Source organism: Nitrosopumilus sp. S4 (assembly GCF_054515835.1).
In genome coordinates, this window is the sequence record NZ_CM137258.1 from 1089613 (window position 1) to 1112749 (window position 23137).

The window sequence follows — 23137 nt, forward strand, 5'->3', positions numbered from 1 at the left end:
AAAACTAGTAGAGATAACTCATCAATTTAATTTGTTCTTCAGTTGTTATGATATTTTTGTTTGTTAAGATCTCTAACAAATCTTTGAAGATTGCTTTTTGTTCTGAAGACATTCCTCCAGATGGACCTTTTTCTCCTGGTGGACCGGGTGGACCTCTAGGACCTGGTGGACCTACGGGACCTTGTCCTCCTGGTGGACCTTGTTCACCAACAGAACCAATTGGACCAGTTGGTCCTCTTTCTCCTTGTGGACCTTGAATTCCTTGTGGACCTTGTGGACCTTTTTCTCCTGCAGGACCAGTTGTACCGCGTTCACCTTGTGGACCTTGTGGACCTTGTGGACCTTTGTCACCGGGTGGACCTGTGGAACCAGTCTGACCTTTTTCTCCAATTGGACCAGTTGGACCTTTTTCTCCTTTTTCACCTTGTGGACCTGGAACTCCGGTTAATCCCTTAGACCCAGCTGGACCTTGTGGACCTTGTGGACCTTTTTCTCCAACGGGACCTTCAGGACCTTTACTTCCTTTTTCTCCAACGGGACCTGGTGGACCTATTGGACCTTTGTCACCTAATGGACCTGTTGGTCCTGTTAATCCTTTATCACCATGTGGACCTGGTGGACCTATTGGACCTTTTTCTCCGGGTGGACCTATTGGACCTTTTTCTCCAACGGGACCTGGTGGACCCTGAATTCCTTTTTCACCTTGTACACCACTAAGACCTGTTGGACCTTTTTCTCCGGGTGGACCTGTTGGTCCGGTTAATCCTTTATCGCCAGTTGGTCCTTGTGCACCTTTGTCACCTTTTTCTCCGGGTGGACCTCTAAGTCCAGTAGAACCTTTGTCACCAGAACTTCCTGTTGGACCTTTTTCTCCGGGTGGACCTATTGGACCTTTTAATCCAGTAGGTCCCTTATCTCCAATTGGGCCAGTAGAACCTTTGTCACCTTTATCGCCAGGTGGACCTTGTGGTCCTTTGTCACCTTTGTCACCTTTATCACCAGTAATTCCTTTTTCTCCAGTAAGCCCTCTTTCTCCTGAAAGTCCTTTGTCACCAGTTGGTCCTTTGTCACCAGTTGGTCCTTTGTCACCAGTTGGTCCTGGTGGACCATCAGGACCTTTACCTCCGGGTGGACCTTGTGGACCTGGTGGACCCATAGGACCCTTATCACCAGGAGGACCACGTGGACCATCAGGACCTTTGTTTCCTTGTAATCCAGATGAACCTTGATAATCATCAGAACTAGAACGAGATCTAGTTGAACGCTTTGTTGGTGTTTCAGAAATAGTTTCAGAATCTGTTTCAGTATCAGATTCAGGTTTTGTAGTTCTTTTTGGTCTTCCCAATGAAACATCAAAAACAGAATGTAATGAAGAGAAAAGATCAGTTACGACAATCCAAATTTTATCTAATGATTCAATTGATGATGGAAGTGGATTTTCAGGAGAACCAATTGTTTCAGTAAAAACTCCATCTTTTACTCTAAGATGGAAGTTTCCTCGCCATAATGATTGAAATTGTTTAGTTCTAACAGATTCATCAGATGGTTTACTATCAGTAATTGCAATTTGAACTTCATAAACACCTGATTGTTTGAATGGTGCCTGTCCTTGAATTTCTAATCGTGACTGAGATGACACAAACGTTTGTGTATATTCCAAGTATTTCTGTATTTAGATCGCACAATACTATCAGTAATTCACGCAAGGGAACCAGTAGGCTCGTTGGGGATAGTATTTATCTAGATAAAATTGCATTTTGAGCTAGTGAAGAAGCCTTTCAGTAGAAAATCAAAGGAACCAAAAGAATCAGCCCCAAAAGATGAGGAGTTTGAAGAGACAAGTATTGTTGATTCTGATTATAATCGTAAAAAATTATTTAAAAAAGGCATCAATTTGATGGCAGATGAAAAATTAGAAGATGCAATTATTGTCTTTGAGCAAGCATTAAGAATTGATCCAAATAATGTTGAGACTTTGATGAAATTAGGATATGCCAGATTCCATATTGATGATCATGGAGAGGCTCTAAAAATTTATGATAGAATTTTAGACATAGACGTTACAAATCCAGAAGCTTGGAATCTTAAAGGATTAGTCCATTATGAACAAAAAAATTATTCAAAAGCATTAGATTCAGTAGAAAAAGCAATAGAGTCAGATCCAACTTATGGAATGGCATGGTATAACAAAGCATGTTTTCTTTCTTTGCTTAATCAAGTTCCAGAATCACTTGAGGCACTTAGACGTTCTATAGAGATTGATGTAAAAAATGCAAGAAAGTCAATCAGAGACAAAGACTTTGCAAATGTTCGAATCGAAGAAGGATTCAAGAGAATTCAAGAAGTGGTTGTTTTAGAATCAATAAGACAAGGATACCATACTTTAGGTGCAATTGTATGGACAACATTTCTTGATAAAGCAGATGCAGAAACCGCATTAAGAAAATTACTAGAGAAAGGATTGATTATTCAAAATGAAAAGCGTGATGGTTTAAGTAAAATTCCAATTTATGATCTTGCACCAAACATTGCAGAAAAAATGGGAACAGAAAAGAAGGGATTGTTTGGAATTACAAAGAAGAGATTACCAAAACCAGTAAAGAACTTGAAAGAATTGAGTCAAGCCATTCAATCTGTTAGAGAAGCAATTGAAGAAGAAGATGTAGATAAAACAATTGAAATTTTTGATGAATTCATTGATCCTAGCAAATCAGGAGAACAAATGATTGAGAACTTCTTTGATGAGCATAGAGAAATAAGATTATGGAAGATTAGACTAAAAGACAGAGGCCAAGATTATCTTATTGAAAATAAAGATAAGATGTTGGTATTGTTTGATAATGTCGAAGTAACAATTACAAAGAAACTTAGAAACGAGATTTCTTAATTATTCTGCAGATAAATCCCAATAGTTTGCATCAGGTTGTTTTTCAGTAGGCTTGTTGAGGTTTTTCCACTCCTTAAAGGAGCGTACGTATAATTTTGTATTTGGTAAATCAGCTGATTTTAGTGCATAGTATGCCAAGCCAGAAAGAGTACCCACACTTCCACAGTAGGTAATGATTTCAGAGTTTCCAGTGACTCCCCTATTATCAAGGAGACGTTTCATATCCTCTTTGGAGCGTAAAATTTTATCATTTGATGCCAGAGTTCTATAGGGCAAACTAATTGCTCCAGGAATATGCTGCTCAAGATAGTTCAATCTCTCTCTATTGTCAATCAAGATTACATCATCTCTTGATTTTGCACTCTCCAAATAATCAGAGGTTGCCAATATTTCAGGTTGCAAATTAAGAGAGTGTTCCTTATTTTGAATTTCAGGAATTTGAGAATCAGATTCTAGACCTAGTGATTTCCAGTTACCATAAGTTGTTTCAAGTAAAGTCACATCTGAGTGTCCAATGTATTCTAGTGTCCAAGCAACCCTAGATGCAAGAGCACCAAATGTATCATCATAAACTACAACAGGAGTTTCATTATCAATTCCCATTGAATTTACAAGTTTCAAAACTCTTTCGGGACTATCATCAGATAACAAAGTTGCCAATGGCAAGTTAACTGCAGTCGGAATGTGATCTTGCTTGTAATCATCTTCTCGTCTAACATCAATTACTCTGACACTTTTGTCTCGAACTTCTGATCGTAGAGTCTCCACATCAGTTGTTATTTTACCAGACTTTGTCAAGCAGCACATTCACCCTTACCAGTTTTGGTATGATAACTAGTATCGCTGCCATAATCAAGATAGAAATCTGGATCTTCTTCTTTTGTTGGAGGAACTACCATAGTTTCCAAAACTTTTTTGATATCATTAATTGATTTAATTTCTGAATCCTCACTGTTGTTTACAACACGATGAATCCATGACTTTAGGGTATCATCAGGTTTTTTGTTTTGTTTGAAGATTTCTATTATTTTTAGAATTACAGGAATTACTCTTTTTGCAGGAACTCTCAAGCAGGTTAGTCCCAACATTGTATCACCATCAGAACGTCCACCCAAAGACATTTGGTAATTCGGATACATGTCTTTACCAACACGAGCTCCACCTCCAAAGAATCCTATAGTTGCAATACCATGTTGTCCACAGGAATTGGGGCAACCACTAATCTTAATAGAAGAATCTGTCAAATCCTCATCTTCATCTAGTTTTAGTTCAAGGAATTTTCGTTGAATTTCTTTGGCTAATCTATGAGAGTTTGTCAATGCAAGATTACAAGATGTGGTTCCAGAGCATCCAATTGGTGCAGTCATTGTCAATGAGCCTGACTTTGCCAATCCTACCTCTAGGAGTTTAGAGTACAAACTTGGCAAATCATCTTCATGAACATAACGTAATGCTAGATTTTGGACAAATCCTGCGCGTGCTTTACCTTCTGAGGAAAAGTTCTTGACGATATCTGCTAACACATGTAATTGATTTGAGGTTATATCGCCAGCTTCTAAAGTGATAAAGACTGTACGATAGTCTGATTGTTTTTGTTTTACAGTAGTTGTTTTGAGCCATCGTGCATATCCATCAGGCAATGAACTTCCACTCTCATCAGTGATCCTGATTGGTCGTTTAATTTCATCTTGGGTTGTATCAAGATCTAGTTGTGTAACAATAGATTGTGTTGCACGGACAATTGCTCGCTCTTTAAGAACTAGGTTTTGGAATTTTTCCCAGCCCATATCATTTACAAGATAACGCATTCTGTTTCGTGCAAGATTCTTTCTATCACCTAATCTATCAAATATTCTCATTACTGCAATAGAAGTATAGAGCAAGTCTTCCTCTGGAGTAAATTCTTCTAATTGATGACCAACAAAAGATCTGTTTCCCAATCCACCGCCAAGAAATACTTTGAATCCTCTTTGAGTAGAACCATCAAGTTCTCTTGTTTGAGGGATTAATCCAACATCAACCATCCTTACCATTCCATGTTTTTCACAACATGTAAAATTGAATTTGAATTTTCTTGGAAGATTTTGAGCCATTGGATTTCTCAAAAAGAATTTTGCAGTAGCTAATGCATATGGTGTTGCATCAAATTCTTCATCAGAACAAACGCCAGATAAAGGACTGCACATTACATTTCGAACAGAATTGCCACATGCTTCACGTGATGTCAATCCAACATCAGCAAGACCGCGCATAATTTCTGAAACATCTTCAAGAATTACCCAATGAAGTTGGATGTTTTCTCTTGTTGAGAAATGAGCACTGCCAATAGAGTATTGCTCACTTAGTTGAGATATTTTTTCGAGTTGTTGAGGATAAATTTCTCCAGCTGGGAGTTTAATTCTAACCATAGCATAGTCACCAGTCATTCTGGTTCCATATGCTCCATTTTGGAGTCTAAAACGTCTAAAACTGTCTGCATCATACCAGCCTTGACGGAAGAGTTTTACTGTTTTGGCAAAATTATCGGCCTCTTCTATTCTTGCCCAATTAATTTTAGGTTTTACAGATTCAGGAGAGGATTGTTTTAATTCAGACACTGTTGATACGTTGTAATTTGGTTTTGTTTGGTTATAAATTTATGATATTGGGATGTTTTAGGAGAAATAATTTCAGGAATGAACTAAATTTTCCTACATATTAGTAAGGAATATCATCAAATAATTAGCATCAGCTAATTTTTTAAAAAATTTGTGGGAAAGTATTAATTATTCAGAAAAACATTATCGGCATGCAAGAAGCAACAGTTGCCGAACAATCATCTAAAATATTTACCGATGTACGCGAAGTAGAAATCACAAGAGCAATTGCAAACGAGTTTCACGATGTCTTAATTGATAGGGCAGAATCAGATGTTATAATTATCGGTGCTGGACCAGCAGGTTTGACAGCCAGCAGAGAGCTTTCAAACATGGGTTACAAAGTTTTAGTTATTGAGCAAAACAACTACCTCGGTGGAGGTTATTGGTTAGGCGGATATATGATGAATCCAGTTACTGTAAGAGAGCCAGCTCAAAAAATTTGGGATGAGTTGGGAGTTCCTTACAAAAAAGTAGCAGAAGGATTGTACTTGACACCAGGACCACATGCAGTTTCAAAATTAATTGCAGCAGCATGTGATGCAGGAGTAAAATTTTTACAACTTACAAAATTTGATGATTTGGTTTTAAAAAATAACAGAGTAGCAGGAATTGTTGTTAATTGGATGCCAGTTTCAGCATTACCACGAAACATTACATGTGTTGATCCAGTTGCATTTGAAGCAAAAATTATCATTGATGCTTCAGGTCACGATTCTGTTGCAGTTAAAAGACTAGTAGATAGAGGATTGGCAAAATGGAAAGGAATGGAGCCAATGTTTGTAAATGATGGCGAAGAGCACGTAGTTCACAAAACTGGAGAAATCTACCCAGGATTAATTGCAGCAGGAATGTCAGTTACAGAAACACATGGACTTGCAAGAATGGGACCAACATTTGGTTCAATGTTGTACTCTGGAAAAAGAGCAGCTGAAATTGCAGCAGCTAAAATCAAAGAGTTAGAAAGATAAGCAATAATATCATAATTTTACTGTGCAAATTTCAAAAATCATATTATATGAAGAGCCTACAGTTCCAGAAATCAAACTAGAATCACTCAAAAAATTCCTCAAAGAGACTTTTCCCATAACCATTGAAATTAGAAAAAATTTCTTTGATGGTTTGAATGAAAAGACATATGAAAAAATAGCAGGTACAAGAATTTTTGATTTAAAAAAACCATTTCTACCACACACTCCAGAGAGAAAGGACATACTTGTTGAAATTCAAAATAAAGATATGTCAAATTTAGAAGAGATGACATTGTATGACGGATACGAATTACAAAAAATTGTTTTAGAACAAATCCCCATAGAAGAAATCAATTTTAATACTTTGCACATTATTTTAACAAACAAACTAACATGTACCTTCGATGAGAGTGATTTTAGATATCATGCAAGAGCATTAATCGGATCAAATCCATCCATAATTTCAACTACAGGAATAATTGAAGCTCCGGCAAAACCAAAAAAATACTATTTAGAATTAATGACTAATTTTTCAAAAGATAAAGTTGATGAAATAAAGAAAAAGTACGCAGGAGAATTTTTGGAATATCATGATTTACGCTTATCGGAAATTGTAGAGGGATATTTATTGCAAGCAATTTTCTATCATGAAACTGGAGAAGCATTTTGTAATCAAAATGACTGTAGGCTATTTAATGCGCATTGGCAAAAAGACCTTCTGCACTCACAGATAGAGAACAAACAGCTTTGTGCAAAACATCAAGATATTCTTAAAAAATTTCAAAACTAGATTTTAACTGATTCAATATCACTCTGAATTTTTTTAGCAGAAAGTGTTAGCAGGTCAGATTCAGAATCATCAAGTGAAATCTTTTCGATTTCAACAACTCCGGTATGATTAATTTTTACTGGAATTCCCATTGCAACATTATTTACCCCATACTCTCCTTCTAAGACGACGGATGCAGGGATTTCTAATTCATTTTTTCGAGTTATTGCAGATAGGACATCATAGGTGTTTTTGGCTATTCCAAATTGAGATCTACACTTGTAATTTCTCAATAGTTTCCAATAATTTCTCACATTATCAGCAATAATTGATCTTTCAGAGTCATCTATTTGCTCTAGCAAATTACAGCCATCAACTTTAGCTCTAGAAAAAATGGGCACCATTGTATCACCATGTTCACCAAGAACCAAGGCATTGCTAATTAAGGATTGAGGAATGGAGAATTTTTCTGAAATTAAATATCTAAACCGACTTGAATCAAGACTTGATGCAATACCAATAACACGGAATCGGGAAAAACCAGATTCGACTTGAAAATAATATGTTAAAACATCCAAGGGATTGGAAACAATAAGAACAATTGCAGAAGGGCAAAACTCTTTAACATTTTTTGCAATTTCTTTGATCATACTTACCTGAGATCTAATGTTTTCTGTTCTATCTTTTTGATAGATGTCAACACTAGCGGTAACAACTACAATATCAGAACCTATCAATTTTGAATAATCACAAGTACCACGAATAGAGAATTTTGAACTGGAAGGGATTGAATTTGATATATCTAATGCCTCACCAATTGCTTTTTCTTCGGTTCTATTAATCAGCAACACATCATCAATTTCATTTGACATGCACAAAAATGCAATAGATGATCCAACCTGACCGCTACCCACAATTGAAATCAAGAAGACCACATTTTACTTATTTTACAATAAGAACAGGACATTTAGATTTTTGAGAAACACCGTTTGCAACACTTCCCAACAGCACTTTATCAAAACCTGTTCTTCCATGAGAGCCTATCACTATAAGGTCATGCTTTCTAGATTTTGCAAAAATAATAATATCATTTACAACTGATTCAGATTTTATAATGTGGGATTTCATTGAAATGTTGTATTTACTAGCAAGAGATTCTAGTTGCTCAATGTGTTTTTTGGTAGCCTGGGATTGTTTTTTTATAAGTTCAGCATCTGCTCGAGAATCATAATATTTGTGATGCCAAGAATCACCCTCAAGACAAGTTAGAGTAGTAACTTTAGAACCATATTTTTTTGCAACATCCAAGGCTACTTTGAAAGCACGTGTGGATTGAGTTGATAAATTAAAAGGCACCAGAATATTTTGAAACAATTTTAGAACTCCCCTTTTTTACGAATGCTATCTCTTTGACGTTTATTATCATCTTGAAAAAGTTCACGTTCAATTTTTCGACATAATTCATCAGTGATTTTAAAAATATCCCATCCAGACTCTGTAAAAATCAGATGATGTTTTGAGGTGTTAATGTTAACAGTTACATCATAATTGGTTCTTGTTCCTTCTGTATTTTGCGACTCTGCTGAGACTTTAGCCTCTATGATATTTGGAATTTTTTTTTGGGCTTTTTCTAATACTGAACCGATTTTTGACATCAAATATTCACCATAAGGCTCATCATTTTTCAAACCAATAACATACAAAGGGATTTTCTCAACCATAATGTAATTATAAAAAATTTGAATTAAAAAGCAACACAACAATTACCAAACATGATTTTCAACAATGAGATTACTAAGGATATATTTATCAGACAATAATATAGAATTTTTGTGGATTTTAAGGATTCAAAAATATCAGAATTGATCACATTCCCAATTACAGTCGGTCCCAATACATCACTTTTAAAAACACGTGAGATTTTGTTAAAAAATAAAGTCAAACGGGTAGTCATTGTAGAAAAAAAGATACCAATTGGAGTCATTACAGAAAAAGACATTGCAAAAAAAATTTATGAATTAGGAACAGCCCCCATTAAATCTGTAAAAGCAAAAAACTTTGTTCAAAAAAGACTGTACTCACTATCTAGAGACAATACGGTACAAGAATGCGCAAAAATGATGAAAAAACATAGGATTAGCCTTGTAATAATTTTGAACAAGGATAAAACACTTGAAGGCATCGTAACTGAGACAGACCTTGTGAGAATTTTCATTACAAAAAAGGTTCAGACAAACAAAGTCTCAAAATTAATGCAAACAAAATTAATCACAGCAGAACCCAGTGATCCAGTCCTATTAGTTGAGAATTTACTGCTAAAATATGGAATATCAAGGGTAATTATCAAAAGAAATCAAAAACCTGTCGGAATCATAACTTTTAGAGATTTTGTGCCTGCAAAAATTCCTCAATGGATAGCAGATTCAGCAGATCCTAAAGAAGTACAAAATTACAAATTCAAAAAAGGATTAGAAGAATCTCATGCTAATCAAATGAGTTACCTGTTTCCATTTCATGCCACAGACATTATGTCATCTAATCCAATTACCGTAGAGACAGACGATGATGTAAGAAAGGCAGTAACATTAATGCTCAAAAATAATATCAGTGGGTTGCCAGTTGTGAAAAATTCAAAACTTGTAGGAATAATCACAAAATCAGACATTGTAAGATCATTAGCTGAATAAAATTACTTTACAATCAGAACAGAAACTGATGATGATTGTGCAAGTTTATTTGAAACACTTCCTAAGAAGAATCTACTTACAGAGCCCAATCCTTTATTTCCAACTACAATCAAATCACATTTTTCATTTTTTGCAACTTTGTCAATTTCATTTGAGATATTTCCTTCTTTTAAGACAGATTTAGCAGATATTCCTTTTTTCAATACAATTTCATTTGCATGATCAAGTGTTTTTTTTCCAAATTTTCTTAGAATTTCAAGGTATTCTTTTCTATCCAGCAAATTAATGGGTAATGACTTTTCTACAACATAAATCAAAACTAGTTTGCAATCAAAGGAATTTACAATATTACATGCATGCTCTAATGCCTTTATAGAATATTTTGAGCCATCAAGAGGAACTAATATTTTTTTAAAAGAATTTTTTGAGGAATTATTCATTTTACAACCAATACTGGTTTTTTAGATTTGTGTATAACATAGTTTGATACACTCCCCAGGAAAAACTCTTTTGCAGCTCCTCGCCCTCTAGCGCCAATAACTATCATATCTATCCCGTTCTTAGAATTATTTGCAAATCTAGCGATATCATATCCAGGATCTCCAGCTACTACTTTTCCTGTAAGTTTAATTCCTTTTTTTGCAGCCTTCACTTTTGCCTGCTCGATTATTTTTTTGATTTCCTTCATGGAGTTAAAATCAAGAAAACCAAGCGGATGAAGAGCATAGATCCCAGGCATTGATTTTACTGATAATCCTACAATTACACCTTGAGATTGCCTTGCAATATGAATAGCCATATCCAATCCCCTTAGACAATTTTTTGAACCATCTAGAGGGACCAGAATTTTTTTAGTTTTAATTGCCATGTGTTGATTAATCAGTTTTTGACTTTAAAGTATACAATGATTATCTTAATTGATTTTCACCAGTGATAATTTAGAATTTATCTCAAATAATTGAATTCCAGACAGTATTCATGGATAGCACGTTTGTTAATCAAGTTATGAGTAAAAATGTAATTACTGTAGACAAATCAACATCAATTCAAGAAGCAGCAGAAAAGATGCACAAGTCCAATGTAGGATGTGTAATTGTCACTGAGGACTCAAAACCAGTAGGAATTGTTACAGAAAGAGATTTTGTAACTAAAGTGGCTGCTGAAGGAAGGCCATTATTTACTGAAATTTCCGAGGTAATGTCATCTCCATTAATAACAATTGAACAAGAAGAAACTATTTGGGAAGCATCTGAAATGATGAAAGAAAAAACTATTCATAAGCTTCCAGTATTAGAGGATGGAGAAATAATAGGAATAATTACTACAACAGATATTGTAAGAATTTCTAGTCTAGGATCAGATTCACAAATGCGAAGAGTCTGTGATCAGATACTTTTGAGAATGAAAGACAAGTGATTAAAAAGATATTCACTTAAATTATTGAGTTTAAAAGATTTATCATCATGATGGCAGCAGACAGTGGAGCAACAGTTCTTGAAACTAATGATGATAACCCAAAAATGCCAGATAAAAAGAAAACAAAATTCGATGTTGTGATTATTGGTGCAGGACCGGCAGGGTACACTGCAGGAATTTATTGTTCAAGAGCAGGATATGACACTTTGATTTTATCAGGAATACTACCAGGAGGTCAATTAGTAAACACAACTGAAGTTGAAAATTATCCCGGATTTGAGCAAGGGATTATGGGTCCAGATTTAATGATTGAGATGCGAAAGCAATGCCAAAGAATGGGAACAACAATTGTTGATGATGAGGCAGTAGATGTTGATTTTAGACACAAGCCATTCAAAGTGTTAACAGCTTCAGAAGAGTATGAAGGGCGTGCAATAATTATTGCAACTGGTGCAAATCCTCGAAAAATTGGTTTAGAAGGTGAGAAAACATTTGCAGGAAAAGGAGTTTCTTATTGTGCCACATGTGATGGTCCATTTTTTAGAAATCAAGAGTTAGTTGTAGTTGGCGGAGGAGATTCTGCAATTGAAGAAGCAACATTTCTTACAAAGTTTGCAACCACAGTTCATCTAGTCCATAGAAGAAATGAATTAAGAGCAAGTAAAGTGATGCAAGAAAGAGCATTCAATAATGAAAAAATAAAATTTCACTGGGATTCAGCAGTAGTAGATATCAAAGGAGATCAAAAAATGCAAAAGGCAGTTTTAAAGAATCTAAAAACCAATGAAGAATCAACTCTTGATGTAGGAGGATTGTTTGTAGCCATTGGTCATGAACCAAACACAAAATTATTCAAAAGTCAAATTGACTTAGATGATGAAGGATACATTGTTCTAAAAAATAAAACCCATACAAATGTAGAAGGTGTTTTTGCAGCAGGAGACGTTCATGATAGAAATTACAGACAGGCAATTACTGCAGCAGGGTATGGATGTATGGCAGCAATTGATCTAGACAAGTATCTTACTGAAAGTTCAGACAAGAAAGAATGAATAATGCACAATGCAAAAAATGTCTGAGAAATTTTAAAGAAAAAGAAATCTATACAATCCAACAATTCCAATACAGAAAAAATCCTACTTACAAGTGGTCATTAGATTATTTTAAAAATATTGGAATAGATGAATGGGATTCACTATGTGAGAAATGCATTAATGAACTTGGAGAAAAATCATTAGATTTTTGGGAGAAATCACAAATCTAAACTCTTTATTGTTAGATAAGAAATTAGAAATTGTGAGCCAAGATCCTAATGAGTTAAAAAAAGAGGCTAGAAAATATAGTGAAAAACTTGCCAAATTGGGAATGGAACTAGGGGAAATTCAATTCAGTTACAGGGTAGAAGAGAAAACATCCAAAGAATACTGGGAGAAAAGAATTCAAGATTTTAAAAAATATAATGAAAAAGGAATGGAGTACTATAATCAAGTATATGCTCTAATGAATTTAGTAAATAAAGAAGAATCACAGGTTTTCTTGTTACGTACAAGTAAATTTCGACAATTGGGATTATCATTAATAGAAATAATGGAAAAAGTCAAGGAAACCCCATCTGTGATAAATTCCAAAGACAAACAACAGAGTCAATGGAGCAAAGAAATGAGAAATCAAATCCAAGAACGGAGTAACAAATGTCTTCATCATGAAATGGACATGAATACATTTTTTAGAGAATTTTATGAAAAAAATCTTAAAAAATTAATTGAGAATTAATAGGCCAACTCAGACATGTATTTTGCTTCTTTTAGAGCATTTTCAAATTCGTCTTCAGACATGATATTTTGTGTAGCATAGACACTTTTGAATTTCCTTCCATCATCGGCAAAAATTCCCACCACACATGCATCCCCATCTATTGGATACTTTTTCATGCATGCATATACTGCTGCAGAAGAAGGACTAATCAATAATCTGTCTTTATCAAAAACTTCCTTAACAACTGAAAATGCTTCGGAATTATCTACAGAGATCCAATCATCAACAACAGATTCTCTTTTTAGAAATAGATCTGGTTTTGCAGATTCTTCAAAATTCCTCCAACCTTGAATGAGGTGGTTTTGTTGTGGTTGACATCCAATTATTTTGATATTTGGATTTTTTTCTTTTAGAAAAGTCCCAATTCCAGTTATGGTTCCTCCAGTACCAACCCCAGTAAAAAAGTGAGTTACTTTACCTTCTGTTTGCTTCCATATCTCAGGACCAGTTCCAACATAATGGCCTTTGAAGTTTGCCTCATTTGCATACTGGTTTGGAGAATAATATGTGTCAGGTCTTGATGATGCAATTGATGTAGCCAATGCTATGCTCTGATCAGTTCCTGCACCAACTTTGGGACATAAGTCATCACTTGTTTCAAAAACTTTTGCACCAAGATTTCTAATGATATCTTTAGTTTCATTACTTGCTTTTTCAGGGATTACTATCTCAACTTTGTATCCTAGTACATTGGCAATTCCAGTTAATGCAATTCCTGTGTTTCCAGATGTTGGTTCAATTATGATGCTTTTACCTTTGGTTAAAATTCCTCTTTCTTCACCATCTTTAATCATCCAATATGCGGCTCTATCTTTAACAGAACCAAATGGATTGTGTCCTTCCAATTTTGCAAAGTAGTCAGTAGAATTGTGTGATAAAGAATCTAATTTTACCAAAGGAGTATTTCCAACGCGATTTAAAACATCAGTATCAGTAACAGTAGTCATAATGTAGACTATCTCACCTTTTTAATTTTGAATGTGATCACTTTACCACTTTTTGACATATCAAGTAACTCATGACCATTTCTTGTAACCCATCTTGAAATATCATCTTCAGCAGCTGGATCATCTGCAGACACAGTAAGTGTTTCACCAACTTGCATTCGTTCAATTTCAATTTTTGTTCTAAACACAGGCTCAGGACAAAACAATCCTGTTGCATCTAATTTTTTTTCAGCTGATTCAGACATGATATCTAATTCAAGAAGGCCGTTTTGTCATATTAAAAGCTATTTTACTTGTGAAAGAATTTCTAGAACAAATTAGCTTATCCTACTTCCTATAGGCAAATTTTGGCTTTATTTTCCTATAACACTAATGATAATATCACTATAGAAACAGCTGCAAAGATATAGAATCCATAAAATGCCTTTTTGTGACGTGGTATAGCAAGTTTCACTTTTTGTTTAATCGCTAAATTCATCGTACCATCACCAACAGAATAAAGCGAGAACATTGTGAAAAAAACTCACAATTGTTTTCTTGTCTAGGGAATTGTTGTTCTCGCATGAGATAGATACTACTCTCTTGATGATAAGATACAGTAAGCTAAAGAGCTTACCACTGTCTATCTCCAACTATGAGTGATTACAATCATGGAATCACAACAAAAATCAACCTGGGATAAAATGGTTCATGCCCCTTTCAAAAAGGTTGTAAAATTCGATCTTATCTGCATCGGAATAGGTGTAGTAATAGGAATGGGTGCAGGTGCCTATCTTGTTGCTAGTGGATTATTAGGCTAGCAATAATTTTTTATTTTTAGACAAAATGAGGAAGGTATTTTCAAACATGAGAATTTCAGAGGGATTTAATTGTAAATTTGGAGGTGTTGGATCATGGAACTCAGAGGTTTGTATATGCTAAAAGATCCGAAATACACTGATGAAAAAATTCAGGAATCTCTTAAACTACTATATGCTGACAGGCAAAACGAATTTCGTGTCATTGCAGAAGCATTTCTAGGAAAAGAAAAGTTGAACCAAAACACAGAATGGAAAGAGTTTGTGTTGAATTTTTGTCTAGACGTACAAGACTCTTTTAAGACATGGTCAGGTCAAAAATCACCATCTACAACATCTCCGCAAAAAGCACTGACAATTCTAAGACAGATAGGTAATGGCATGACATCTATGAATCAGCTAACACATATTCTGAATATTTCATACAATATTTCTCTCGAGTTTAAAGAGATTTACAAGCGTTTGAAATAATTATCCTAATGAAAATTTCACTTGATTTTTGATTTTTTTGATAGTTTTTGAAATATTTTAAATCCAGTTTTTGATACCTTGATCTGTTTTAGAATTTTAAATGATATCTTTAGTACTTTGAATCCAACAAATACTGGCATAAACACAAGTAAGATTATTTCAAGCCAATATTTTCTTATGAAAGATTTAGTATTTCTTATTTCAAGGTATGCAACAAGTAATTCAAGTATCAGTAAACCAACAATTATCCAAAATAATACATCAAAGAAAATTTTGACTTGTTCTGTGATTTTGAATAATGGTTCAGGTATCCCTAATGCAGAATGTTCAATGTTGATTAGACCAAAAAATAATACTAAAATTAGAGTAAAAGTAGTAAAACTAAGTCCTTTTTTAAATTCAGGGGAAAACATGAATTTTGTCAAAATACAAAGAAGCTGCCATCAAGTTGTTTTTTAATTTTCGAATACGCAAAGTAGAAAAACAATATCTTTGCTAAAATAAATGCGAGTTGGTTTTAGAAAAACAAACTAACTTATGATTTGAAAATTACTAATGTCTGTTAAAGAGTAGGTTCAGGGGACTCATCTTTCCTATTTGTAATTACAAAGCCATTTTAAACATTGTAGCTAAATTTCTGTCTTTCATAAAACTAGGATCTTGGTTTTGGAAATTTATTTTTTGAGAAATTCGTTTCATCAAATAAATTGCAATTTTATAAAACAAAGACCAGACATGACTGTTTTGATTAGAATCATATATTCTCAACATCAATGTCAAAAGCCATTTAGCATTTGGATAATGCTCAGAAATATAGTCTACAAGATATTCTTTAGAATTATTTATTTTGTATTTGAGATGATCAAGAGTTTCATTCTGTAAAGCATATCCAGTCTGAGAAATTTCAATTTTTCCTCGCTTCATGGAATGTAAAATATCATCTAGATCATTTTCAGAATCAATTACATTTACACACCTACCTAAAGTAGACAAAACATGAGAGTCACTTCCAGCCACTTGAATCATGTTATTATCCAATGCAAATTCTGTGGCTTTAGCATTTGAGAGAATATCAACATTATTGCTATTGAAAACTTCAACCATGTCGCATTTTTTTGCATCATTTCTTAGAGCGTCAAGGAGGCTAAACGGATGTGGGGCAGATGAAACACCGCCCTGTTGTCTTACATCATCTATTATTTCATCAAGTGAGAGTCCAGGGGAAATAGCTTCATGGATTCCATAAGCTAGCACATGTGCGCCAGTATTTGTTGTGATTTCTTCTGCAGGATAAACATCAATGTTTTTGAATTTATGGTGATCATTTTTGTATTCTAATAACTGACGGTATCCATCAAGTGTGTTATGATTTGTAACAAAAATTGCATCTAATCCTAAATTATATGATCTTTCAAGTTGATCTCTTATTGAAATATTGCAATCATATGGAGGTTCATCATCACCCACATGGAAATTTGAAAAAGAGTTATGACAGTGTAATTCAGCTTTAATTGGCATTTTCACATGAAATTTTTGTCTTTAGATTATAATCCTATTGAAAAATGAAAAATTATCTAAAAAGATCTTCATTTTCTGATCGTATCAAATCTCTAGAAGAATTATCAGATTCACTAAAAGAGTAACCACGAACAATAGCAACTGGGCATTTTGAAACTTTACCCATTACCAATTCTGCTGCAGAAGAAATTTCATCAGCAACAGCAATTGCAGAAACACGCATAGTTTTTCCAAAGGAATCATTCATTCCAGCATAATCAAGGATTGGCAATAATCCAGAAGTTCCTATTGCACAGTTAGTCTGTCCCATACGGAATGGGCGTCCAAATGTATCAGAGATTATCACTCCTACATTTTTTTGAGTTTTTTCATAAATTTTCTTTCTTATACGATGTGCAGATTCATCTGAATTAAGAGGAAGTAATGTAGCAAAACCATTCTTTACATTACTTTCATCAATACCAGCGTTGGCGCAAATAAAATCATTATTTGTTCTTACAATAATAATCCCACTTTTCATTCGAACAATACGTTTTGTTTCAGATAAAATCAACTCAATTATTCTAGGATCTTTTTGATATTGAGAACCAATTCCACTTGCCAACAAAGAAGGAGATACACTATCCAAATTTACAATACGCCCTTCCTGTTTTGAGACAATTTTTTGTGCAATGACCAAAATATCGCCATCACTAATTTCTGAATGATTAAGAATAATCTCCGATAAATCATCAGAGGTATCAATTTCTTTATCAAAATGAATTGGGGTAATTTGCAAACTACTTATCTCAAGTGTGGGAGTAAAAAATTGTTTATGTTGCAGCTGGAGTTTCTAACTCTAATTTGTAGTGTCTATTGATAATATCTAATATCTTTGACAGATCTTTTTCCTCAAGGGTTGTAGTTGCCAAATCTTTTACAATGTCTTGTGCTCTATACGCAATGCCTAGTCCACAAATATCAAATAGTTTTACATCATTTGCGCCATCTACAACACAAACAATGTCTTCTTTTTCTTCGCCCCACTCAGCGATTTTGATTTTTGCAGATTTTGATTTATCAGAATCAACATTAATTTTAACTCCATCCAATTTTCCATCTTTGAAAATTAATTCGTTTGAATATACATGATCCAGGCCCAATTCTTGTTTTAATCTATCCATCATCAAAGTAAAGCCACCAGAAACAGCCATGAGTTTCCATCCAGCTGCTTTTAGAACACGACATGCTTCTTTTGCACCAGTCATTATAGGTAGAGAATCAGCTACATCTTGACAAACTTTCTCATCTAAACCCTTCAGAGCTGCGACTCTAGTTCTCAATCCTTCTTCCCAGTTAATTTTTCCTTGAATACCTTGTTTTGTTATTTCCCAAATCTCATCTTCTTTTTTGAGTTTCTCAGCAAGAATGGGGAGGTATTCTTCATCATATAAAACCCCCTCAACATCAAAAATTATTAGCAATTGAAATCTAATTTGCAAAAAAATTGCTAATTATATTAAAGTTTAAACCGATTTGAGATCCAAAAAACGCTAGTAATAAATCACCGAGTGTTATTGTATAACTTATGGCAGAATTGGAACACAAATATGAAGTAGAGATTAAAGAAAGAGAGGGAAGGCAAAAACTCCCAGACGATGTAAAAGACGAACTAAAAGCATCAGGAATGATGGATGAAAAAGGTAAATTGAAGTTAAAAGGTGTTAGTCCAAAAATGCTCAAAAAAATGAAACAGGAATTTGTAGAATGTCCAGTTTTGAAAGAAGATATTCATTTTATCCAATGTTTTGTTTGTCCAAATTTTCAAAGTAGGGTAATGGGAAAAGTTCTCTGTAAAGGGGATCCATTAAAATAATTTTAAAACAAAATTAGTCACGAAAGGCTCATTAGTTAAATTAGTTTTTGAAATTTAGTTTGAGTAAAGAAGAGGTAGGCATTACAGTTTCAAAAAATGAGGATTTTAGTGAATGGTATACCCAGGTTGTGCTAAAGGCAAAACTTGCAGATTATGCACCTGTTAAGGGATTAATTGCTCTAAGACCTGACGGGTATTCCATATGGGAATCATTACGAAGTACATTTGATTCAAAATTTAGCAAAAATGGCATTAGAAATGGTTTTCTTCCAATTTTAATTCCAGAGTCACTATTAGGTAAAGAACAGAAACATTTTGCAGGTTTTAATCCAGAAGTCTTTTGGGTAACTCATTCAGGTACAAACGAAGTAGGGGACAGATTAGCACTACGACCAACATCTGAGACATTAGCATATACATTGTATTCAAAATGGATTCAGAGTTGGAGAGATTTACCATTAAAAATTAATTTTTGGAATACAGCACTTAGAGCAGAAATCAAAGCTACAAAACCATTTCTTAGAACATCAGAATTTTTGTGGCAAGAAGGACATACAGTCCATACAACTCAAGAGGAAGCAGAAAAAGAAGTAATAAAAATTCTAGACATATACAAAAACACAGTTGAAGAAGAGCTTGCCATTCCAGTAATTACAGGTAAAAAAAGTGAAAAAGAGAAATTTGTAGGTGCAGTATACACAACTACAATGGAGTCAATCATGCCAGACGGTAAGGCTCTACAAATGGGAACATCTCATTTTCTAGGACAGAACTTTTCAAAACCATTTGAAGTAAAGTTTGCAGACAAAGACAATGTAGAGCATTTTGCATGGCAGACGTCTTGGGGAGTTTCATGGAGATTAATTGGAGCAATGATCATGGTCCATGGAGATGACAAGGGTCTAGTTTTACCACCAAAAGTTGCGCCAACACAAGTAGTAATTGTGCCAATTTACAAAAATGATGATGGAAAAAAGAAAGTTTTAGAAAAAGTACAAGAGATCAAATCAGGTTTAGAATTAAAAGAAATCAGAATTCATGTTGATGAAAGAGAAGAGTTATCCCCAGGTTTCAAATTCAACGATTGGGAATTAAAAGGAGTTCCATTACGTATTGAGATTGGTCCTAAAGATATTGAAAAACAAAGCATTGTAATAGCAAAACGCCATAACCGAGAAAAATCAAGCCTGAGTTTTTCTGAGATTGAAAAGATTCCATCAATTCTAGATGAAATTCAAGATGAAATGCTAAAAAATGCCAAAGTACAAGCAAAACAAAACACCATAGAGATTTCAGATTATTCTGAGTTTAAATCAAAAATAGAAAAAGGCGGATTCATCAATTCCCCTTGGTGTGGTAAATTAGAATGTGAAGAAAAAATCAAAGAAGAGACAGGAGCAGATATCAGATTAATTCCATTCGATAGTGAAAATTCAGATAAAAAATGCATTTATTGTCAGCAACAAAGTATGTCAATACCAATTTTTGCTAGAGGCTACTAGTTAATTTTCTTCAGGAACAAATACCGATAATTTTGTTTGCAGTTTTATCTATATCAACATCAGGATCTGCTGAGATAAAGAGAACCTTGTCATCAATTAAAAAAGTCATAGTTACAATATTTGTTCTTCTTGCAGCAGCATAAGCCACAGGTCCAAGGTTTTCATCAAATTCTTGTCTTGTTCTAATTCTCAATACAGCTTCAATGAACATTTTTTTACGATCCATTTCATTTTTGAGTGGTTCAACTCCTTCTCTAAACTCACCTACAACCAAATTTCCCATCATATCTAAAAATCCTGCAAAACGAATTTCAGGTTCCTTTAGCAGTAATTCACATTTTTTATTCAATGAATCAAGAGACATAATTAATCGCCATTAACAGAGGATAAAAACAATTTATAGATTTTCAAGATTGGAATTAGGGTCAGATATAAAAGTGGAAAAACATGATTGTCTACATTGACAACAAATCCTGAATTAGAAGAAAAGAAACCACTGTTAGAGCAATTCAGAGAAACAAGAAGTAGAACATTGGAACTAGTAAAAACTTTGGAAAAAGATGATTTTGTTGTTCAGACTGCATCGTTTATGAGTCCTCCAAAGTGGCATATTGGCCACGTAAGTTGGATTTATGAAGCAATAATGAGCAAATTAGATAAAAATTATGAATTTTATTCAAAAGAATTTTCAGAATATCTTAATTCGTATTACCAACAATTTGGAAAGCCTCATGACAAAGGATTACGAGGAGTCGTTTCAAGACCAACAGTAGATCAGATATTCCAATACTTTAACACAATCAACCAAAGAGTAGAACGATTCATAGATTCTCAGATGCTTAGTCAAGAAGCAATTAGACTAATCATAATGGGTTTTCATCATGAATGCCAACATCAAGAACTTTTAGTATATGATCTGCAACATCTTCTTGCAGAGCAATACAAACCTGTAACTAAAAATTCAATTCCCAAACCAAATCATCTTGAAAAGAAATCAGTTACTATCAAAGGCGGTCTATACAAAATGGGTTACAATGGAGAAGACTTTTGCTATGACATAGAATTGCCAGAGCATAAAGTCTATCTGAATGATTTTAAAATAGATATTTTTCCAATTACGAATGAAGAATATCTAAAATTTATCGATGATGGAGGATACGAGACTTACAAGTATTGGTTATCAGATGGCTGGGAGAAAGTCAAGAGCGAGAAATGGAAAGCTCCAATGTATTGGGAGAAAATCGATGGTCAGTGGCACATTAGGGATTTCTTAGGAATAAGAAAAATAAATCCAAAAGAACCAGTTTGTCATGTTAGTTATTACGAAGCAGATGCTTTTTGTAAATGGGCCGGCAAAAGACTACCAACAGAGGTTGAATGGGAAAAAGCTGCTTGCTGGAATGAGGAAAAACAAGAAAAAACAATCTACCCTTGGGGAAATGATCTTCCAACAAAAGAGAGATGCAACTTACTAGAGTCATACAATTGGGGGTGCACAGAGATTGGCACATATCCAAATGGAACAAGTCCTGCAGGATGCTATCAAATGATCGGAGATGTTTGGGAATGGACATCATCAGAATTTATGGGGTATCCAGGATTCAAGTCTGGTTTTGATGAATACAATGACAAATGGTTTACAAATCAAAAAGTTCTGAGAGGAGGGTCATTTGCAACACCTCAAATGTCAATTAGAGCAAGTTACAGGAATTTTTTCAGATTAGATGAAAGATGGTTATTTTCAGGGTTTAGATGTGTAGAAGATATTTAATTTTTTGAGACCAGAGTTATTGAAAAGTGATCATTTTCATCTAACCAAGTATGTTTTATTTCAAATCCCGTTTTAGTTAGAAAATCATGAATTTGAGATATGCGATATTTGTGTGAGTATTCAGTATGGATTAGTTCGTTCTTTTGTAAATTCAAGGATAGATTAGATTTTGATATGATTACGGATTGATTAACTAAAGACTCAAGATACATCTCTATTCTTTGATCTTTGTCGTTGTAAATTGCATGATGGGCAAATTTATTCAAATCAAAATCTGCATCAAGTTCATCATTGATTCGTGATAAGACATTAAGATTGAATTCAGCCGTGATACCTTGTGAGTCATCATAAGCAGATTCTAAAAGATCTTTGTCTTTTACTAAATCCAATCCAATCAAAAATAGATCACCAGACTTCATCGTAGAATTGATTTTCTGTAAAAATTTGTAACCATCTTTTGGTGTAAAATTTCCAAAGCTTGAACCTAAGAAAATAATTAGATTTTTCTTGTCATCATATGTTTTAAGAAACTCTAGACCGCCCTCGTACGTATCAATAATGCCGGTGATGTGCAAATTTTCATAATCGTGCAATAGTAATTCAGAGCTTTCTGTAAGTATTTCAGAAATGTCAATAGGGAAATATTCAATTTTTTTCTGAAAATTAGTAAAAATATCTAGCAGTAAACGAGTTTTAGTTGAAGAGCCACTACCTAATTCAACTAAGCGGAAATTATGATCAAGAAAGTCAGGTAATTCATCTTGCAAATTTTTGAGTATGGAAATTTCTGTACGCGTAGGGTAATATTCAGGCAATGTACATATTTTTTCAAATAATTCAGAGCCTTTTTTATCGTAAAAGTATTTTGGATTAATAAACTTAGAATCACCATCCAAACTTGAAGAAATGTCCTCAGCAAAAGTCTTTTCAATGTTTGTTGAATGAGGTTTAAAATATTGTAATCTAGAATCGATTACATATTTTTTATAATTGAGATTTTTTTGAATAGTATCAGTCAAGTATTAAATCCGTCATCCTTTTACATAAATGCTTTATCCTAAATTTTACGCATAGATCATATTTCTTGATATAGTT

The 23137-nt window shown here is 34.0% G+C and carries 29 protein-coding genes; 13 read left to right on the top strand and 16 right to left on the bottom strand.

All coding sequences use genetic code 11. The annotated features are described in order from the left end of the window. Positions 1–4: 4 nt before the first annotated feature. Positions 5–1639 carry a collagen-like domain-containing protein gene (locus ACX119_RS06375; RefSeq protein WP_459350460.1) on the bottom strand — a complete coding sequence of 545 codons (1635 nt, stop codon included), beginning with the start codon at positions 1637–1639 and terminating at the stop codon, positions 5–7. Positions 1640–1765: 126 nt separating this feature from the next. Between ACX119_RS06375 and ACX119_RS06380 the strand changes: the two genes are divergently transcribed. Next, the gene (locus tag ACX119_RS06380) at positions 1766–2887 is read left to right on the top strand and encodes a tetratricopeptide repeat protein (protein ID WP_459350461.1); all 1122 of its coding nucleotides are present in this window, start codon (positions 1766–1768) and stop codon (positions 2885–2887) included. Here ACX119_RS06380 and ACX119_RS06385 read toward each other — a convergent pair whose 3' ends face one another. Next, positions 2888–3685, bottom strand: coding sequence for a sulfurtransferase (locus ACX119_RS06385; protein WP_459350462.1), 798 nt, complete (start codon positions 3683–3685; stop codon positions 2888–2890). Then, positions 3682–5484 carry a nitrite/sulfite reductase gene (locus ACX119_RS06390; protein WP_459350463.1) on the bottom strand — a complete coding sequence of 601 codons (1803 nt, stop codon included), beginning with the start codon at positions 5482–5484 and terminating at the stop codon, positions 3682–3684. Before ACX119_RS06390 ends, ACX119_RS06385 begins: the two co-directional genes overlap by 4 nt. A gap of 191 nt (positions 5485–5675) precedes the next feature. On the opposite strand from ACX119_RS06390, the gene ACX119_RS06395 reads away from it, so the two are divergent. Next, positions 5676–6494, top strand: coding sequence for a sulfide-dependent adenosine diphosphate thiazole synthase (locus ACX119_RS06395; protein WP_459350464.1), 819 nt, complete (start codon positions 5676–5678; stop codon positions 6492–6494). Positions 6495–6516: 22 nt separating this feature from the next. Next, positions 6517–7284, top strand: coding sequence for a DUF6775 family putative metallopeptidase (locus tag ACX119_RS06400; RefSeq protein WP_459350465.1), 768 nt, complete (start codon positions 6517–6519; stop codon positions 7282–7284). On the opposite strand, the gene ACX119_RS06405 is transcribed toward ACX119_RS06400, so the two are convergent. From ACX119_RS06405 to ACX119_RS06415, 3 genes are read right to left on the bottom strand one after another with little or no spacing between them, the layout of a single operon-like run. Beyond that, entirely contained in the window at positions 7281–8189 is a 909-nt protein-coding gene (locus ACX119_RS06405) for a malate dehydrogenase (protein ID WP_459350466.1), read from the bottom strand. The two genes, ACX119_RS06400 and ACX119_RS06405, sit on opposite strands and share 4 nt — an antisense overlap. A 16-nt stretch (positions 8190–8205) precedes the next feature. Next, positions 8206–8637 (bottom strand): universal stress protein, encoded by a 432-nt coding sequence (locus tag ACX119_RS06410; RefSeq protein ID WP_459350467.1) that lies wholly within the window; start codon positions 8635–8637, stop codon positions 8206–8208. 2 nt (positions 8638–8639) lie between these two features. Continuing rightward, positions 8640–8984, bottom strand: a complete 345-nt coding sequence (locus ACX119_RS06415; RefSeq protein ID WP_459350468.1) for an HPF/RaiA family ribosome-associated protein — start codon at positions 8982–8984, stop codon at positions 8640–8642. A gap of 111 nt (positions 8985–9095) precedes the next feature. Between ACX119_RS06415 and ACX119_RS06420 the strand changes: the two genes are divergently transcribed. After that, positions 9096–9950, top strand: coding sequence for a CBS domain-containing protein (locus tag ACX119_RS06420; RefSeq protein WP_459350469.1), 855 nt, complete (start codon positions 9096–9098; stop codon positions 9948–9950). Between the two features lie 2 nt (positions 9951–9952). On the opposite strand, the gene ACX119_RS06425 is transcribed toward ACX119_RS06420, so the two are convergent. Beyond that, positions 9953–10390 carry a universal stress protein gene (locus tag ACX119_RS06425; protein ID WP_459350470.1) on the bottom strand — a complete coding sequence of 146 codons (438 nt, stop codon included), beginning with the start codon at positions 10388–10390 and terminating at the stop codon, positions 9953–9955. Then, positions 10387–10818: a universal stress protein gene (locus ACX119_RS06430; protein ID WP_459350471.1), complete on the bottom strand. Its 432-nt coding sequence runs from the start codon at positions 10816–10818 to the stop codon at positions 10387–10389. The genes ACX119_RS06425 and ACX119_RS06430 overlap by 4 nt, the downstream gene beginning before the upstream one ends. Before the next feature lie 110 nt (positions 10819–10928). On the opposite strand from ACX119_RS06430, the gene ACX119_RS06435 reads away from it, so the two are divergent. From ACX119_RS06435 to ACX119_RS06450, 4 genes are read left to right on the top strand one after another with little or no spacing between them, the layout of a single operon-like run. Then, entirely contained in the window at positions 10929–11366 is a 438-nt protein-coding gene (locus tag ACX119_RS06435) for a CBS domain-containing protein (protein ID WP_459350472.1), read from the top strand. 47 nt (positions 11367–11413) lie between these two features. After that, positions 11414–12418 carry a thioredoxin-disulfide reductase gene (trxB, locus tag ACX119_RS06440; protein ID WP_459350473.1) on the top strand — a complete coding sequence of 335 codons (1005 nt, stop codon included), beginning with the start codon at positions 11414–11416 and terminating at the stop codon, positions 12416–12418. Further along, positions 12415–12630 (top strand): hypothetical protein, encoded by a 216-nt coding sequence (locus ACX119_RS06445; protein WP_459350474.1) that lies wholly within the window; start codon positions 12415–12417, stop codon positions 12628–12630. Before trxB ends, ACX119_RS06445 begins: the two co-directional genes overlap by 4 nt. Further along, complete coding sequence (locus tag ACX119_RS06450) at positions 12609–13139, top strand: hypothetical protein (RefSeq protein ID WP_459350475.1); 531 nt, start codon at positions 12609–12611, stop codon at positions 13137–13139. Before ACX119_RS06445 ends, ACX119_RS06450 begins: the two co-directional genes overlap by 22 nt. On the opposite strand, the gene ACX119_RS06455 is transcribed toward ACX119_RS06450, so the two are convergent. Both ACX119_RS06455 and ACX119_RS06460 read right to left on the bottom strand, forming a co-directional pair. After that, entirely contained in the window at positions 13136–14128 is a 993-nt protein-coding gene (locus ACX119_RS06455) for a cysteine synthase family protein (RefSeq protein WP_459350476.1), read from the bottom strand. The two genes, ACX119_RS06450 and ACX119_RS06455, sit on opposite strands and share 4 nt — an antisense overlap. 8 nt (positions 14129–14136) lie before the next feature. Then, complete coding sequence (locus ACX119_RS06460; RefSeq protein ID WP_459350477.1) at positions 14137–14373, bottom strand: sulfurtransferase TusA family protein; 237 nt, start codon at positions 14371–14373, stop codon at positions 14137–14139. Positions 14374–14778: 405 nt separating this feature from the next. Between ACX119_RS06460 and ACX119_RS06465 the strand changes: the two genes are divergently transcribed. Continuing rightward, entirely contained in the window at positions 14779–14928 is a 150-nt protein-coding gene (locus ACX119_RS06465; RefSeq protein WP_459350478.1) for a hypothetical protein, read from the top strand. A 93-nt stretch (positions 14929–15021) separates the two neighbouring features. Next, positions 15022–15396 carry a hypothetical protein gene (locus ACX119_RS06470; RefSeq protein ID WP_459350479.1) on the top strand — a complete coding sequence of 125 codons (375 nt, stop codon included), beginning with the start codon at positions 15022–15024 and terminating at the stop codon, positions 15394–15396. Between the two features lie 17 nt (positions 15397–15413). Here the strand turns inward: ACX119_RS06470 and ACX119_RS06475 are convergent, their stop codons facing one another. From ACX119_RS06475 to serB, 4 genes are all read right to left on the bottom strand, one after another. After that, complete coding sequence (locus ACX119_RS06475) at positions 15414–15821, bottom strand: hypothetical protein (RefSeq protein ID WP_459350480.1); 408 nt, start codon at positions 15819–15821, stop codon at positions 15414–15416. A gap of 178 nt (positions 15822–15999) precedes the next feature. Then, positions 16000–16914, bottom strand: a complete 915-nt coding sequence (locus ACX119_RS06480) for a PHP-associated domain-containing protein (protein ID WP_459350481.1) — start codon at positions 16912–16914, stop codon at positions 16000–16002. Between the two features lie 52 nt (positions 16915–16966). Further along, complete coding sequence (gene cofE, locus ACX119_RS06485) at positions 16967–17692, bottom strand: coenzyme F420-0:L-glutamate ligase (RefSeq protein WP_459350482.1); 726 nt, start codon at positions 17690–17692, stop codon at positions 16967–16969. A gap of 34 nt (positions 17693–17726) precedes the next feature. Continuing rightward, positions 17727–18377: a phosphoserine phosphatase SerB gene (gene serB / locus ACX119_RS06490; RefSeq protein WP_459352007.1), complete on the bottom strand. Its 651-nt coding sequence runs from the start codon at positions 18375–18377 to the stop codon at positions 17727–17729. A gap of 104 nt (positions 18378–18481) precedes the next feature. Here serB and ACX119_RS06495 point away from each other — a divergent pair, with 104 nt between their 5' ends. Then, a complete protein-coding gene (locus tag ACX119_RS06495) occupies positions 18482–18769 on the top strand; it encodes a hypothetical protein (RefSeq protein WP_297591923.1) in 288 nt (95 codons plus the stop codon). Between the two features lie 59 nt (positions 18770–18828). Then, positions 18829–20271, top strand: coding sequence for a proline--tRNA ligase (gene proS, locus ACX119_RS06500; RefSeq protein WP_459350483.1), 1443 nt, complete (start codon positions 18829–18831; stop codon positions 20269–20271). A 10-nt stretch (positions 20272–20281) separates the two neighbouring features. Here proS and ACX119_RS06505 read toward each other — a convergent pair whose 3' ends face one another. Next, on the bottom strand, positions 20282–20635 hold the full coding sequence (locus ACX119_RS06505) for a DUF6659 family protein (RefSeq protein ID WP_459350484.1): 354 nt from the start codon (positions 20633–20635) through the stop codon (positions 20282–20284). Positions 20636–20731: 96 nt separating this feature from the next. Between ACX119_RS06505 and egtB the strand changes: the two genes are divergently transcribed. Further along, positions 20732–22042 (top strand): ergothioneine biosynthesis protein EgtB, encoded by a 1311-nt coding sequence (gene egtB, locus ACX119_RS06510; RefSeq protein ID WP_459350485.1) that lies wholly within the window; start codon positions 20732–20734, stop codon positions 22040–22042. On the opposite strand, the gene egtD is transcribed toward egtB, so the two are convergent. Next, positions 22039–23061, bottom strand: coding sequence for an L-histidine N(alpha)-methyltransferase (egtD, locus tag ACX119_RS06515; RefSeq protein ID WP_459350486.1), 1023 nt, complete (start codon positions 23059–23061; stop codon positions 22039–22041). The genes egtB and egtD overlap by 4 nt on opposite strands. Between the last annotated feature and the right edge of the window lie 76 nt (positions 23062–23137).

Excerpts from the sequence above, each read along its gene's own strand:
- ACX119_RS06395 (WP_459350464.1), top strand. The coding sequence starts at position 5,676 with ATGCAAGAAGCAACAGTTGCCGAACAATCATCTAAAATATTTACCGAT.
- ACX119_RS06415 (WP_459350468.1), bottom strand. The coding sequence starts at position 8,984 with ATGGTTGAGAAAATCCCTTTGTATGTTATTGGTTTGAAAAATGATGAG.
- ACX119_RS06425 (WP_459350470.1), bottom strand. The coding sequence starts at position 10,390 with ATGAATAATTCCTCAAAAAATTCTTTTAAAAAAATATTAGTTCCTCTT.
- ACX119_RS06430 (WP_459350471.1), bottom strand. The coding sequence starts at position 10,818 with ATGGCAATTAAAACTAAAAAAATTCTGGTCCCTCTAGATGGTTCAAAA.
- ACX119_RS06435 (WP_459350472.1), top strand. The coding sequence starts at position 10,929 with ATGGATAGCACGTTTGTTAATCAAGTTATGAGTAAAAATGTAATTACT.
- trxB (WP_459350473.1), top strand. The coding sequence starts at position 11,414 with ATGATGGCAGCAGACAGTGGAGCAACAGTTCTTGAAACTAATGATGAT.
- ACX119_RS06445 (WP_459350474.1), top strand. The coding sequence starts at position 12,415 with ATGAATAATGCACAATGCAAAAAATGTCTGAGAAATTTTAAAGAAAAA.
- ACX119_RS06455 (WP_459350476.1), bottom strand. The coding sequence starts at position 14,128 with ATGACTACTGTTACTGATACTGATGTTTTAAATCGCGTTGGAAATACT.
- ACX119_RS06460 (WP_459350477.1), bottom strand. The coding sequence starts at position 14,373 with ATGTCTGAATCAGCTGAAAAAAAATTAGATGCAACAGGATTGTTTTGT.
- ACX119_RS06465 (WP_459350478.1), top strand. The coding sequence starts at position 14,779 with ATGGAATCACAACAAAAATCAACCTGGGATAAAATGGTTCATGCCCCT.
- ACX119_RS06470 (WP_459350479.1), top strand. The coding sequence starts at position 15,022 with ATGGAACTCAGAGGTTTGTATATGCTAAAAGATCCGAAATACACTGAT.
- ACX119_RS06480 (WP_459350481.1), bottom strand. The coding sequence starts at position 16,914 with ATGCCAATTAAAGCTGAATTACACTGTCATAACTCTTTTTCAAATTTC.
- ACX119_RS06495 (WP_297591923.1), top strand. The coding sequence starts at position 18,482 with ATGGCAGAATTGGAACACAAATATGAAGTAGAGATTAAAGAAAGAGAG.
- ACX119_RS06505 (WP_459350484.1), bottom strand. The coding sequence starts at position 20,635 with ATGTCTCTTGATTCATTGAATAAAAAATGTGAATTACTGCTAAAGGAA.